At 70.4% G+C, this 13,867-nt stretch carries 10 protein-coding genes; 8 read left to right on the top strand and 2 right to left on the bottom strand.

Going from position 1 to position 13,867, the window contains the following annotated elements:
• The first annotated feature begins 174 nt into the window (after positions 1 to 174).
• The 5 genes from Asi03nite_RS16625 (at position 175) to Asi03nite_RS16645 (ending at position 6,207) form a co-directional block, all read left to right on the top strand.
• Positions 175 to 1,077, top strand: a complete 903-nt coding sequence (locus Asi03nite_RS16625; RefSeq protein ID WP_203680746.1) for an ABC transporter substrate-binding protein — start codon at positions 175 to 177, stop codon at positions 1,075 to 1,077.
• 13 nt (positions 1,078 to 1,090) lie between these two features.
• Positions 1,091 to 2,077 carry an amino acid ABC transporter permease gene (locus tag Asi03nite_RS16630; protein WP_203680747.1) on the top strand — a complete coding sequence of 329 codons (987 nt, stop codon included), beginning with the start codon at positions 1,091 to 1,093 and terminating at the stop codon, positions 2,075 to 2,077.
• Positions 2,074 to 2,835: an amino acid ABC transporter ATP-binding protein gene (locus tag Asi03nite_RS16635; RefSeq protein ID WP_275409423.1), complete on the top strand. Its 762-nt coding sequence runs from the start codon at positions 2,074 to 2,076 to the stop codon at positions 2,833 to 2,835. The genes Asi03nite_RS16630 and Asi03nite_RS16635 overlap by 4 nt, the downstream gene beginning before the upstream one ends.
• Positions 2,836 to 2,889: 54 nt before the next feature.
• Complete coding sequence (polA, locus tag Asi03nite_RS16640; protein ID WP_203680748.1) at positions 2,890 to 5,592, top strand: DNA polymerase I; 2,703 nt, start codon at positions 2,890 to 2,892, stop codon at positions 5,590 to 5,592.
• Between the two features lie 231 nt (positions 5,593 to 5,823).
• On the top strand, positions 5,824 to 6,207 hold the full coding sequence (locus Asi03nite_RS16645) for an ArsR/SmtB family transcription factor (protein WP_373872122.1): 384 nt from the start codon (positions 5,824 to 5,826) through the stop codon (positions 6,205 to 6,207).
• A gap of 341 nt (positions 6,208 to 6,548) precedes the next feature.
• Here Asi03nite_RS16645 and Asi03nite_RS16650 read toward each other — a convergent pair whose 3' ends face one another.
• Together Asi03nite_RS16650 and Asi03nite_RS16655 are read right to left on the bottom strand one after the other, a co-directional pair.
• On the bottom strand, positions 6,549 to 6,761 hold the full coding sequence (locus Asi03nite_RS16650) for a hypervirulence associated TUDOR domain-containing protein (protein WP_203680749.1): 213 nt from the start codon (positions 6,759 to 6,761) through the stop codon (positions 6,549 to 6,551).
• Positions 6,762 to 6,800: 39 nt separating this feature from the next.
• Positions 6,801 to 7,628, bottom strand: a complete 828-nt coding sequence (locus Asi03nite_RS16655) for a class I SAM-dependent methyltransferase (protein WP_203680751.1) — start codon at positions 7,626 to 7,628, stop codon at positions 6,801 to 6,803.
• A 322-nt stretch (positions 7,629 to 7,950) separates the two neighbouring features.
• Between Asi03nite_RS16655 and rpsA the strand changes: the two genes are divergently transcribed.
• The 3 genes from rpsA to uvrB all read left to right on the top strand — a co-directional run bounded on the left by rpsA (position 7,951) and on the right by uvrB (position 13,467).
• The gene (gene rpsA, locus Asi03nite_RS16660; protein WP_239102731.1) at positions 7,951 to 9,450 is read left to right on the top strand and encodes a 30S ribosomal protein S1; all 1,500 of its coding nucleotides are present in this window, start codon (positions 7,951 to 7,953) and stop codon (positions 9,448 to 9,450) included.
• A gap of 260 nt (positions 9,451 to 9,710) precedes the next feature.
• Complete coding sequence (gene coaE / locus Asi03nite_RS16665; protein ID WP_203680753.1) at positions 9,711 to 10,895, top strand: dephospho-CoA kinase; 1,185 nt, start codon at positions 9,711 to 9,713, stop codon at positions 10,893 to 10,895.
• Between the two features lie 463 nt (positions 10,896 to 11,358).
• Positions 11,359 to 13,467, top strand: a complete 2,109-nt coding sequence (uvrB, locus tag Asi03nite_RS16670; RefSeq protein WP_203680755.1) for an excinuclease ABC subunit UvrB — start codon at positions 11,359 to 11,361, stop codon at positions 13,465 to 13,467.
• The last annotated feature ends 400 nt before the right edge of the window (positions 13,468 to 13,867 follow it).

A 13,867-nucleotide genomic window follows, 5' to 3' on the forward strand; every position in this document is an offset into this window, starting at 1 on the left:
AAAGTGCGCCTGCAACAGGACAGTTGCGTAGTCGTAACCTTACCCATCGGTCAGCCCGATCCGGCCGACGCCGTCCGGCGGAAACCTCACAGTGCCGGGCGATGGGCTTCCCAATCCCGGCCCGACGGGGCAATATCCAGCCGGACCACCCCCGAACTTCACCAAGGAGTCACCATGTTCCGCAGCCACCCCGGCCGGGCGATCCTCGGTCTGGCCGCCGCGGCAGCGCTCACGCTGTCCGCGACCGCCTGCGGCTCGGAGTCCGAGGACACGTCCACCGGCTCCGCGTCGCTGCCCAGTGCCTCCGCGGACACCGGCCTGGCCGGCAAGGTGCCGGCCGACATCAAGGCCGCCGGCAAGCTGGTCGTCGGCACCGACTCGACGTACGCGCCGAACGAGTTCGTCGACACCGACGGCAAGAGCATCGTCGGCTTCGACGTGGACCTGTTCAACGCGGTCGGGCAGAAGCTGGGCCTGACCACCGAGTGGCGGGCCGGCAAGTTCGACAGCATCATCCCGGGTGTCAGCAGCGGGAAGTACACCGTCGGCGTCTCCTCCTTCACGATCAACCCGGACCGGCTCAAGGAGGTCGACATGGTCTCCTACTTCTCCGCGGGCACCCAGTGGGCCGCCAAGGCCGGCGCCACCCTGAACCCGGACGACGCCTGCGGCAAGAAGATCGCCGTGCAGACCGCCACCGTGCAGGCCGACGACATCAAGGCCCGCTCGAAGAAGTGCACCGACGCCGGCAAGCCGGCCATCACCGTCGACCAGTACCAGGCGCAGTCGGACGCCACCAACGCCGTGGTGACCGGCAAGGACGAGGCCATGCTGGCCGACTCCCCGATCGCGGCGTACGCGGTGAAGCAGACCGGCGGCCAGCTGGCGCTGCTCGGCGACATCTACGACTCGGCGCCGTACGGCTACGCGGTCGGCAAGAACCAGACCGAGTTCGCGAACGTCATCGCCGAGGCGGTCAAGGCCCTGATCGCCGACGGCACCTACAAGTCGATCCTCGACAAGTGGGGTGTCACGGCCGGCGGGATCGACTCGCCCGCGGTGAACCCGCAGGCCTGAGCGTCGACCTCGGATGACGCAACCGACACCGGCCGGGCGGCCGCGGCCTGAGGCGATCAAGGCCGTGCCCGTCCGGCACCCCGGCAGGTGGGTGGCGATAGCCGTTCTGGCGGTGCTCGTCGCCATGTTCCTGCACCTGATCCTCACGAACGCCGGTTTCCGCTGGTCGTTCATCTTCTCCTCGTACGCGCCGGGCAAGCGCGGCGTGATGTTCACCGAGCCGGTCCTGGAGGGCCTGCGCGGGACCCTGCTGCTCACCGTCTTCTCGATGCTGATCGGCGTGGGCCTGGGCATCGTGATCGCGATCATGCGGCTCTCGCCGAACAAGGTGCTGTCCACGGTCGCCTGGGCGTACACCTGGTTCTTCCGTGCCGCGCCGCGCCTGGTGCTCGCGGTGATCTTCGGCAACCTGAACATCCTGTGGACCCGGATCGGCTTCGGCCTGCCCTTCGACGAGCAGATCGGCAAGCTGTTCGGGATCGACAACTTCGACGGGCAGATCTTCAGCATCAAGTCGACGGACCTGCTCGCCGGGTTCGTGGCCGGCATGATCGCGCTGGGCCTGTCCGAGGCGGCCTACATGGCCGAGATCGTGCGGGCCGGCATCCAGTCGATCGACACCGGGCAGTCCGAGGCCGCGGTGGCCCTGGGCATGTCCCGCGGCCAGGTGCTGCGCCGGGTGGTGCTGCCGCAGGCGATGCGGGTGATCGTGCCGCCGACCGGCAACGAGGTGATCGCGATGGTCAAGGACACCTCGCTGGTGGCCTACGTGCCGGTCACCGGGGAGCTGTTCTTCCAGCTGCAGCAGGTCGAGGCGCGCACCTTCGTGGTCCTGCCCTGCCTGGTCGCCGCGCTGATCTGGTATCTGATCATCTGCAGCGTGCTGATGATCATCCAGTTCTTCGTGGAACGGCACTTCGGCAAGGGGTACGGCACGGCCGGCCGGGCCCGGCAGCGGCTGCGTGACATCCAGGTCGAGCAGGGCGGGCGGATCACATGACCGAGATGGTGCGGGCCGAGAACGTACACAAGTCGTTCGGTTCTCTGGAAGTTCTCAAGGGTGTCGATCTGACCGTTTCGCAGGGCGGGGTGAGCTGCGTGCTGGGCCCGTCCGGTTCCGGCAAGTCGACGTTCCTGCGCTGCATCAACCACCTGGAGGAGATCAACGCCGGCCGGATCCTGGTCGACGGCGAGCTGGTCGGGTACCGCGAGCGCGGCGGCAAGCTGCACGAGCTGAGCGAGCGGGACGTGGCCCGGCAGCGGCAGTCGATAGGCATGGTGTTCCAGCGGTTCAACCTGTTCCCGCACATGACCGTCCTGCACAACGTCATGGAGGCCCCGTGCCGGGTCAAGCGGGAGAACCGGGCCGAGGTGCGGGACCGCGCCCTGGGCCTGCTGGAGCGGGTCGGCCTGGCCGACAAGGTGGGCAGCTACCCGGGGCAGCTCTCCGGCGGCCAGCAGCAGCGGGTGGCGATCGCGCGGGCCCTCGCGATGCGGCCCAAGGTGATGCTCTTCGACGAGCCGACCAGCGCCCTCGACCCGGAGCTGGTCGGTGAGGTGCTCGAGGTGATGAAGGGCCTGGCCCGGGACGGGATGACGATGATCGTGGTGACCCACGAGATCGGCTTCGCCCGGGAGGTGGCCGACGAGGTGGTCTTCATGGACGGTGGCGTGGTCGTCGAGAAGGGCCCGCCGGGTGAGGTCATCGCGAATCCACGGCAGGAACGTACCAAGGCATTCCTGAGCAAGGTGCTGTAAAGCGGGCGGGGCGGTCGGCGTTCCTGTCGTACGCCGGGTCTAGAGTTCCTGGACGTGAGCGACGACGTGACGACCCCCCGCCTGCTGCTGTTGGACGGCCACTCGCTGGCCTACCGGGCATATTTCGCGCTGCCGGTGGAGAACTTCTCCACGGTCACCGGCCAGGCGACCAACGCGGTGTTCGGCTTCACCTCGATGCTCATCAACATGCTGCGCGACGAGAAGCCGACGCACATCGTGGTCTCCTTCGACCTCTCCCGGAAATCGTTCCGCACGGAGAAGTACGCGGAGTACAAAGCGGGCCGCTCGGAGACGCCGGCGCCGTTCCAGGGCCAGGTCAGCCTGATCAAGGAGGTCCTGGAGGCGCTGCGCATCCCGGTGGTGGAGAAGGAGAACTACGAGGCCGACGACGTCATCGCGACCCTCGCCACCCAGGCCCGCGCGGCCGGCATGGAGGTGCTCATCTCCTCCGGCGACCGGGACGCGTTCCAACTCGCCGGCGAGCACGTCACCATTCTCTACCCGGGGCGGGGCGTCTCCGACGTCCGCCGGATGACGCCCGCGGCGATCGAGGAGAAGTATTTCGTCCCGCCCGCGCGCTATCGGGACAAGGCCGCCCTGGTCGGCGAGAGCAGCGACAACCTGACCGGCGTGCCCGGCGTCGGCGACAAGACCGCCGCCAAGTGGATCAATGAGTACGGCGGGCTGGACGGCGTGATCGCCAACGCCGACAAGATCAAGGGCAAGGCCGGTGAGAGCCTGCGCGCCCACCTCGCCGAGGTGATGCGCAACTACGAGCTGAACGCGCTGGTCTGCGACCTGGAGCTGACGCTGCGTCCGGAGGACGCGCGCTGGCGCGGGTGGGACCGCGAGGCGGTGCACCAGCTCTTCGACGCGCTGGAGTTCCGGGTGCTGCGCGAGCGGCTCTACTCGTACCTGGAAGCGGTCGAGCCGGAGGCCGAGTCCGGCTTCGACCTGGAGGGCCGGATGCTGCGCGCCGGAGAGGTGGCCGGCTGGCTGGCCGAGCATGCCGCCGCGGCCCCGGTCGGCGTCGCCGTCACCGGCAGCTTCGGCCGCGGCACCGGCCAGGTCACCGGCGTCGCGGTGGCCACCGGCAGCGGCCCGGCCGCCTGGTTCGACCCGGCCGCGCTGGACGAGGCAGACGAGGGCGCGGTCGCCGGCTGGCTCGCCGACCCGGCCCGGCCCAAGGTCATCCACGACGCCAAGCCGGCCCTGCTCGCCTTCCGGGCCCACGGCTGGCAACTGGCGGGCGTGACCGTCGACACCGCCCTGGCGGCCTACCTGGCCAAGCCCGACCAACGGGCGTACGACCTGACCGACCTGGCGCTGCGCTACCTCAAGCGCGAGCTCAAGGTCGACGCCCCGGCCGCCGACAACGGCCAGCTCGCCCTCTCCTTCGACGGCGACGGCACGGACTCCGCGGCGGAGGAAGGCGTGATGCTGCGCGCCCGGGCCACCCTCGACCTGGCCGACGTGCTGACCGCCGAGCTGTCCCGCGACGGTGGCGAGTCGCAGCGCCTGCTCGCCGAGGTGGAGCAGCCGCTCTCGGTGGTGCTCGCCGAGATGGAGAGCAAGGGCATCGCCGCCGACACGGAATACCTCTCCGAGCTGGAGGCGCACTTCGCCGCCGAGGTGAAGGCGGCCCAGCAGGCGGCCCACGCGGTGCACGGCCGGGAGTTCAACCTGGGCTCGCCCAAGCAGCTGCAGGAAATCCTCTTCGTCGAGCGCGGCCTGCCCAAGACCAAGAAGATCAAGTCGGGGTACACGACGGACGCGGACGCGCTGCAGGACCTGTTCATCAAGACCGAGGACCCGCTGCTGGCCCACCTGTTGCGCTACCGCGACATGGCCAAGCTGAAATCGACGGTCGACGGGCTGCTCAAGTCGGTCTCCGACGACGGGCGTATCCACACCACGTTCAACCAGACCGTGGCCGCCACCGGCCGGCTCTCCTCCACCGACCCGAACCTGCAGAACATCCCGATCCGAACCGAGGAGGGCCGCCGGATCCGCCGCGCCTTCATCGTGGGCAGCGGCTTCGAGGAGCTGATGACGGCCGACTACAGCCAGATCGAGATGCGCATCATGGCGGACCTGTCCGCCGACGAGGCGCTGATCGCGGCGTTCAACTCCGGCGCCGACTTCCACGCCGCCACCGCGTCCTCGGTCTTCCACGTCGAGCTCGGCGAGGTCACCGCCGACCAGCGCCGCAAGATCAAGGCGATGAACTACGGCCTGGCGTACGGGTTGAGCGCCTACGGCCTGTCCAACCAGCTGACGATCTCCACCGACGAGGCGAAAGCGCTCATGGAGGAGTACTTCCAGCGGTTCGGCGGCGTGCGGGAGTATCTGCAGTCGGTGGTCGCCCAGGCGGTCAAGGACGGGTACACCGCGACCATCCTCGGCCGCCGCCGGTACCTGCCCGACCTGAGCAGCGACAACCGGCAGCGGCGCGAGATGGCCCAGCGGATGGCGCTGAACGCGCCGATCCAGGGCTCCGCGGCGGACATCATCAAGATCGCGATGCTGCGGGTGGACGAGGCGCTCCGGTCCTCCGGTCTCGCCTCCCGGATGCTCCTGCAGGTGCACGACGAGCTGGTGTTCGAGGTGGCGCCGGGGGAGCGGGAGGCGCTGGAGGAGCTGGTCCGGCGCGAGATGGGCGGCGCCTACCAGCTCGCCGTCCCGCTGGACGTGTCGGTCGGCACCGGCCGGGACTGGAACGGCGCGGATCACTGAGGGCGCCGTCCGGCCGCAGCTTCGCCAGGCCGCCCCGGCCTCTCTCTCCCGGGGGCCCGGAGCTTTTCGGGCGACCCGGGCCTCGCTGTGGGGCCTGGAGCTTTTCGGGCGACCCGGGCCTCTCGGCAGGGCCCGGAGCTTTTCCGGCGACCCGGGCCTCTCCGCGGCGGCCGGAGCTTTTCGGGCACCCCGGGGCGAACCTGCTTTGCCCGGATCTGCCACTCTGGACCGATGTCGAGCCGATCGATGTCGATGGAGCAGACCCCGCGCGTGACTCTGACAGCCGTCCCTCCAGCGTCGTCGGAGGGCGGCACCGGACTCGGCGTGGCCCCGCTGGAGGCCTCCAGCGCCACCACGTTCGCCACGATGTTCAAGGCGCTGGGCGATCCGGTCCGGCTCCGGCTGCTCTCGATGATCGCTTCGGCGCCCGGCGGTGAGATCTGCGTCTGCGATCTGAGCAGCGCGTTCCACCTGACCGGGCCGACCATCTCCCATCACCTGCGGATCCTGCGCGAGGCCGGCCTGGTGGACAGCGACCGCCGCGGCACCTGGGTCTACTACCGGGCCGTCCCGGCCACGCTGATCCTGCTCGCCGGGCTGCTGCACACGGCGTAGGTCCGCCGCTCACGGCCCCGGTCCGATCTCGCCACATCGGTTCCGGGCCACGCCGGTTCCGGGCCACGCCGGTTCCGGGCCACGCCGGTTCCGGGCCACGCCGTGGTGCCGCCCGTGCCACGCCGCGGGTCTCGGGCCACGGCGGGCAGCCCTGGAGCCACGGCGGGCAGCCCTGGAGCCACGGCGCAGGCCATGGGCACGGCACAACTCCTGCGCCGCGGCGCGGCCTCGCCTGGCCCGCGGGACAGAGCCGCTAGTCCTTGATCGGGTCGTGACTGTCGAGCCACTTCCGCAGGTCGGCGGGGCTCATGTCGACCGTCTCGCGGAACTCGGCGTACACGTCAGTCACGCTTCAGCGCTCCCGGCTTGTGCACCGCGTCCCGGCCGCTCTTGTCGCTGCGCACCCGGTACTGCGGCTCCTCCGGGGACGCGGCCACGGTCCGGCCGGCCGCCTCGGTCCGCTCGGTGACCTTCTGCTCGACGGTGCCGTGGACGTTCTCGCCGTGACTCTTCCAGGTGACTTTGTCACCCTTCTTCACGTCCTTCTCCGCCATTGCCGGCGGTTACCCCCGCGGTCCGCGGCGAAACCGCTCTCAGGCCGGCAGGTCGCAGACGAAGATGGCGGTGCCCGGGAACAGGCGGCCGCGCAGCGGACTCCACTGGCCCCAGGTCTGCTCGTGCCCCTCCGGCCACTCCGGCTCGACCAGGTCGCGCACCACGAAACCGGCAGCCACGAGCTCGCGGATCCGGTCCCCGAGGGTGCGGTGCTGCTCCAGGTAGGTGAGCCGGCCCCGCTCGTCGCGTTCCACGTACGGCGAGCGGTTGAAGTACGAGTTCCGGGCGACCAGGCCGCTCTCGTCCGGCTCGTCCCAGAAGATCCACCGCATCGGGTGCGTGACGGAGAACACCCAACTGCCGCCCGGTCGCAGGACGCGGGCCACCTCCCGCATCGCGGCGGCCGAGTCGGCGACGAACGGGATGGCGCCGAACGCCGTACAGACGATGTCGAAGGACGCGTCGCGGAAGGGCAGCGCCAGCGCGTCCGACTGGACCAGCGGCACCCGCACGCCGCTGCGGACCGCCGCCTCGGCGGCGTGCCGCAGCATCCCGGCCGAGAGGTCCATGGCCACCACCCGGGCGCCCTGTTGGCGCAGCCACCGGGCTCCGGCCGCGGCGCCGGCGCCGAGTTCCAGGATCATTTTCCCCGGTACGTCGCCGAGCAGTCGCGCGTCGGCCTCCCGCAACCGCTCGGGGCACCAGACGAAGTCCACGTCGCCGAGGAACTGGCCGTGCTCGTCCTGATAGTCATCGGCGTCGAGGTCCCACCACGAGCGGTTGGCGCGGCGCGTCTCGTCCTCGGTCACCCGGCGCGGCGCGGGCTTCGGGCGCGGGGACGTCTCGATCGTGGGGATCTCGGTCACCCGACCACGGTACGACAGGCGCGTCGGGCGCCCAGAATCACCCCAAATCGGGCATGCTGACGGGTTCCGCGCCAACAATGTGCCGCGGTCCTCAGGAGGGCTTGCAACCTGTGGTAATGCGCACGGTAAGCTAGTCGATGCGCTCGCGGAACGTGTGCCTCGGCAGGGAGCAGGTTCCGTGGTCGCCGGTCTCGGCATGATCGACTGGTAATGATCTGACTGCTCCTGGGTTGGTCGTCTCGTTCGTTCGTGCCGCTGCCGGCGGCAGTTCCGCCGAGCGCGGGAGACACCACGAATCCATCCGTTCGGAGCAACTGTCCACATGACGAGCAGCATCGAGGCCACCTCGAGCGCCAACAAGGTCACCGTCGACGACCTCGGCTCTGAGGAAGCTTTCCTCGCGGCCATCGACGAGACCATCAAGTACTTCAACGACGGCGACATTGTCGAAGGCACCGTCGTCAAGGTCGATCGGGACGAGGTCCTGCTCGACATCGGCTACAAGACCGAGGGCGTCATCCCCTCGCGTGAGTTGTCGATCAAGCATGACGTGGACCCCGCGGAAGTGGTGTCGGTCGGTGACCACATCGAAGCCCTCGTCCTCACCAAGGAGGACAAGGAAGGCCGTCTGATCCTCTCGAAGAAGCGCGCTCAGTACGAGCGGGCCTGGGGCACCATCGAGAAGATCAAGGAGGACGACGGCGTCGTCCGCGGCTCGGTCATCGAGGTCGTCAAGGGTGGTCTCATCCTGGACATCGGCCTCCGTGGCTTCCTGCCGGCCTCCCTGGTCGAGATGCGTCGCGTCCGCGACCTCCAGCCGTACGTCGGCCGCGAGCTCGAGGCGAAGATCATCGAGCTGGACAAGAACCGCAACAACGTGGTCCTGTCCCGCCGCGCCTGGCTCGAGCAGACGCAGTCCGAGGTTCGCACCGAGTTCCTCAACAAGCTGCAGAAGGGCCAGGTCCGCAAGGGCGTCGTGTCCTCCATCGTCAACTTCGGCGCCTTCGTGGACCTGGGTGGCGTGGACGGCCTCGTGCACGTCTCCGAGCTCTCCTGGAAGCACATCGACCACCCCTCCGAGGTCGTCGAGGTCGGCCAGGAGGTCGAGGTCGAGGTGCTGGACGTCGACCTGGACCGCGAGCGCGTCTCGCTGTCGCTGAAGGCGACGCAGGAGGACCCGTGGCGTCAGTTCGCCCGGACCCACGCGATCAACCAGATCGTCCCGGGTAAGGTCACCAAGCTGGTTCCGTTCGGCGCCTTCGTCCGCGTGGACGACGGCATCGAGGGCCTGGTGCACATCTCCGAGCTGGCCGAGCGGCACGTCGAGCTGCCCGAGCAGGTCGTCCAGGTGGGCTCCGACGTCCTGGTCAAGGTCATCGACATCGACCTGGAGCGTCGCCGGATCTCGCTGTCGCTCAAGCAGGCCAACGAGGGCTTCGTCGAGGGCGAGGAGCACTTCGACCCGACCCTCTACGGCATGGCCGCGACGTACGACGCCGAGGGCAACTACATCTACCCGGAGGGCTTCGACCCCGAGACGGGCGAGTGGCTCGAGGGCTTCGAGAAGCAGCGCGAGACGTGGGAGAAGCAGTACGCCGACGCCCGCGAGCGCTGGGAGGCCCACACCAAGCAGGTGCAGGCGTCCCGCGACGCCGACGCCGAGGCCGCGCTCAACCCGGCTCCGGCCGGCGGCGTGACCACGTCGTCCTCCACCTCGAGCTCGTCGGCCCCGGCGCGTGCCGCCGAGGAGCCCGCGGGCACCCTGGCCACGGACGAGGCTCTCGCCGCCCTGCGCGAGAAGCTGGCCGGCGGCAAGAGCTGACCGACCCGGTTGCTCCGGTAAGAAACTGAGAAAGACCGTCCCGGCTCCCGCCGGGGCGGTCTTTCCGCATGTGGGGTCCGCCGGGTCGCGTCCGTGGACGGCGGGCCCCTCGCCACGCCGCCACGTCGCGTGGTGCGGTTGGCCCAGTCGTGACCCCGGACGGGCTGGCTCGCCGGGTCCTGACTTCGGATGGTGGGGTTTCGCCGGGTGTGATCCCGGCTCGGCGCGACGGGCCCGGGGCGGGCCGGGATACTGAACCCATGCTGATGGTCGGTCTCACGGGTGGCATCGGCGCCGGCAAGAGCGCCGTCTCGGCACGGCTCGCCGAGCGCGGTGCGGTGATCGTCGACGCCGACAGACTGGCTCGCGAGGTGGTCGAGCCGGGCACCGACGGGCTCGCCGAGATCGCGGCCACGTTCGGGTCCGGTGTGCTCACTCCGGAGGGGACGCTGGACCGGCCGGCGCTGGGGGCGAAGGTCTTCGGCGACGAGGAGGCCCGCCGCAGGCTGGAGCGGATCATCCACCCCCGGGTCCGGGCACGCACCGCGGAGCTGGCCGCTGCCGCGCCACGGGACGCGATCGTGGTCAACGACGTGCCGCTGCTGGTGGAGACGGGGCTGGCTCCGTCGTACCACCTCGTGATAGTCGTCACCGCCAAGCGTGAGCTGCGCATCGCGCGTCTCGTCCGCGACCGCGGCATGTCGGCGGCGGAGGCCGCCGCCCGGATCGGCGCGCAGGCCGACGACGCCACCCGGCAGGCCGCGGCCGACGTGCTCCTTCCCAATGAGGACGACCTGGCGGCACTGCACGCCCGGGTCGACGCGCTGTGGCGCGACCGGCTGGTGGGCTTCGAGCAGAATGTGCGCCTGCGCAGGGCCGCCCGCAAGTCGCCGGAGCCGCGCGTGGTTCCGCCCGATCCGGCCTGGTCGCCGTCCGCCGATCGGCTGCTGGCCCGGATCCGGCATCACCTCGGCCCGGTCGACGTGCACCACATCGGATCGACGGCGGTGCCCGGCCTGCCGGCCAAGGACATCATCGACCTGATGCTCTCGGTCCGGACCCTGCCGGAGGCCGACGCGCTCGCCGAGCGTCTCGGCGCGGCGGGGTTCCCGCGCCGATCCGGCGAGTGGGCCGACAACGCGCGTGGGCTGCCGGGGGAGACCTGGCCCAAGCGGATGCACGGCTCGGCGGACCCGGGGCGGCCGGTGATCCTGCACGTTCGGGTGGCCGGGTCGCCGGGCTGGCGGTTCGCCCTGCTGATGCGGGACCACCTGCGGGCGGTGCCGGCCGCGCGGGACGCCTACGCGGCGGCGAAGGCCGAGCTGGCGCTGCGGTTCGCCGACCGGGCCGGGTATGCGGAGGCCAAGCAGCCGTGGTTCGACGAGGAGGCGCGGGCGGCGGACGACTGGGCGCTCGCCACCGGATGGCAGCCGCCGAGCCTCTGACCAGCCGCCTCTCCGGCCTGTTGTCTCCGTGCTCTTCTGGGCCGGCCTTCCGTCGGCCCGCGGGCCCCCGGGACGGCGATCTTGTAGCCCCGCGGTCCCAGCCTGCCCTGCTCTCTCGCCGCCGGCCTGGTTTCCGCACCCGGCGCTGCTCCTCGGGGCGCCGTGCCTGGAACGGCGCTCGCGGCGGCCGGCCGGCGTCCCGCGCGGCCCCCGCGGGTGCGCTCGCCAGGTGTCGGGGCGCATCGACCACGGTGCGGCGCGGCTGGATCGTTGGCTGATCCGGACCGCGCGCGTCGGCCGCCGCGAGCGGCCTACCCCGCCAGGGTAGGTGGCGCCGGAAAGACCCGACAACGGGCGCGGGAGGGCGGAATGTGCACCATCGGCACGGCCGGGGCGACAAGGGCCCCCGGCGTCCGCCGGGCGGTGCCGGAACTTGTCACACCCCCGACGTACGGTGGTGGGCATGGCGCTCGACATCCCACGACTCGACGGCCGGTTCGAGGTCGTCAGCGACTACCAGCCGGCCGGTGACCAGCCCGCGGCGATCGACGAGCTGGAGCGGCGGGTCCGCTCCGGCGACCGGCACACCGTGCTGCTCGGCGCCACCGGCACCGGCAAGAGCGCGACCACCGCCTGGCTGATCGAACGGTTGCAGCGCCCCGCGCTGGTGCTCGCGCCGAACAAGACACTCTGCGCCCAGCTCGCCAAGGAGTTCCGGGAGCTGCTGCCGAACAACGCCGTCGAGTACTTCGTCAGTTACTACGACTACTACCAGCCCGAGGCGTACATCGCCCAGACCGACACCTACATCGAGAAGGACTCCTCGGTCAACGAGGAGGTCGAGCGGCTGCGGCACTCCGCGACGATGTCGCTGCTCACCCGGCGCGACACGGTGGTGGTGGCCACGGTGAGCGCGATCTACGGCCTGGGCACCCCCCAGGAGTACATCGAGCGCGCCGTCCAGGTGAAGGCGGGCGCCGAGATCGACCGGGACAAGCTGCTGCGCCGCCTGGTCGACATCCAGTACACGCGCAACGACGTCGCCTTCCAGCGCGGCACGTTCCGGGTCCGGGGCGACACGCTGGAGATCATCCCGGCGTACGAGGAGCTTGCGGTCCGCATCGAGCTCTTCGGCGACGAGGTGGAGAAGCTCTACTATCTGCACCCGCTCACCGGCGAGGTGGTCCGCGAGGTCGACGAGCTGATCATCTTCCCGGCGACGCACTACGTGGCCGGCCCGGAGCGGATGGAGCGGGCGATCCGCGACATCGAGGCGGAGCTGGCCGACCGGCTGGCCGAGCTGGAACGGCAGGGCAAGCTGCTGGAGGCGCAGCGGCTGCGAATGCGCACGACCTACGACATCGAGATGATGCGCCAGGTCGGCTTCTGCAACGGCATCGAGAACTACTCGATGCACATGGACGGCCGGCGGCCCGGCGAGCCGGCGTACACGCTGCTCGACTACTTCCCGGACGACTTCGTCACGGTCATCGACGAGTCGCACGTCACCATCCCGCAGATCGGCGGGATGTACGAGGGTGACGCCTCGCGGAAACGGATCCTGATCGAGCACGGCTTCCGGCTGCCCAGCGCCGCCGACAACCGGCCGCTGCGGTGGGACGAGTTCCTGGAGCGGGTCGGCCAGATGGTCTTCCTCTCCGCCACCCCGGGCAACTGGGAGATGGAGCAGGCGCAGGGCGAGTTCGTCGAGCAGGTGATCCGGCCGACCGGCCTGGTCGACCCGCAGGTCGTGGTCAAGCCGACCAAGGGTCAGATCGACGACCTGATGCACGAGATCCAGCTGCGCACCGAGAAGGACGAGCGGGTCCTGGTCACCACGCTCACCAAGAAGATGGCCGAGGACCTCACCGACTATCTCCTGGAGAACGGAATCCGGGTCCGCTATCTGCACTCCGAGGTGGACACGCTGCGCCGGGTCGAGTTGCTCAAGGAGCTGCGCAAGGGCGACTACGACGTGCTCGTCGGCATCAACCTGCTGCGCGAGGGCCTCGACCTGCCCGAGGTGTCGCTGGTGGCGATCCTCGACGCGGACAAGGAGGGCTTCCTGCGCAGCGGGCGGTCGCTGATCCAGACCATCGGGCGCGCCGCGCGAAACGTGTCCGGCGAGGTCCACATGTACGCCGACAAGATCACCCCGTCGATGCGGGACGCGATCGAGGAGACCGACCGCCGCCGCGCCAAGCAGATAGCGCACAACGAGGCGAACGGGATCGTGCCGCAGGCGCTGCGCAAGAAGATCCACGACATTCTCGACGACATCTACCGCGAGGCCGAGGACACCGACTCGGTGGTCGTGGGCGGCGCCGGCCGGCAGATGTCGCGGGGCAAGGCGCCGGTGCCGGAGACCCGGTCCAAGGCGCGCGGCGCGGGGTCCGGCCCGGCTCGCGAGGGGATGGCCCGGACCGAGTTGGCGCAGCTCATCCAGGATCTGAACGAGCAGATGCTGGGAGCGGCGCGGGAGCTGCAGTTCGAGCTGGCGGCGCGGATCCGGGACGAGATCGGGGAGCTGAAGAAGGAGCTGCGGGGGATGGACGCCGCCGGGGTGCGGTAGAGCCGCGTGGTGCGGGCCCGGGAGGACAAGTGGGGGCGTCTCTGAATCCAGCGCGGCCGGCAAACCCCTGAGCCGGCACTTCGGATGAGTCTCTTCCCGGACCCGCCGCAACCACCATAGACCACTCAGGCGGTCGATGGCCGCACTACGCGTGCGTCGTCACGCGGCGGAGCCCGGAGAAGGCTCGCGGTGCCCGGGACGGTCTCGCGGTGCCCGGGACGGTCTCGCCAGGCCCCGGGCGGCCTCGCGAGACCGTGGGACGTCTCGCCAGGCCTGGGAGAGCCCGGGCGCAGCTCGGCTCCGCCGGGTGTGCGGCTCTGGCTTTTCGGCCGCCCGGCCAGGCCAGCGACGGGCTGCCCGCTGGCCTGGCGGGCAGCTTGTGGCTGGCGCGACTGTGTGT

This window comes from Actinoplanes siamensis, assembly GCF_016862395.1.
Classification (GTDB): domain Bacteria; phylum Actinomycetota; class Actinomycetes; order Mycobacteriales; family Micromonosporaceae; genus Actinoplanes; species Actinoplanes siamensis.

Bases quoted from the DNA above. Each gene is read 5' to 3' on its own strand.
- Asi03nite_RS16645 (WP_373872122.1), top strand. From the start codon at position 5,824: ATGTCGAGCCGATCGATGTCGATGGAGCAGACCCCGCGCGTGACTCTG.
- rpsA (WP_239102731.1), top strand. From the start codon at position 7,951: ATGACGAGCAGCATCGAGGCCACCTCGAGCGCCAACAAGGTCACCGTC.
- Asi03nite_RS16625 (WP_203680746.1), top strand. From the start codon at position 175: ATGTTCCGCAGCCACCCCGGCCGGGCGATCCTCGGTCTGGCCGCCGCG.
- Asi03nite_RS16630 (WP_203680747.1), top strand. From the start codon at position 1,091: ATGACGCAACCGACACCGGCCGGGCGGCCGCGGCCTGAGGCGATCAAG.
- coaE (WP_203680753.1), top strand. From the start codon at position 9,711: ATGCTGATGGTCGGTCTCACGGGTGGCATCGGCGCCGGCAAGAGCGCC.
- uvrB (WP_203680755.1), top strand. From the start codon at position 11,359: ATGGCGCTCGACATCCCACGACTCGACGGCCGGTTCGAGGTCGTCAGC.
- Asi03nite_RS16635 (WP_275409423.1), top strand. From the start codon at position 2,074: ATGACCGAGATGGTGCGGGCCGAGAACGTACACAAGTCGTTCGGTTCT.
- Asi03nite_RS16650 (WP_203680749.1), bottom strand. From the start codon at position 6,761: ATGGCGGAGAAGGACGTGAAGAAGGGTGACAAAGTCACCTGGAAGAGT.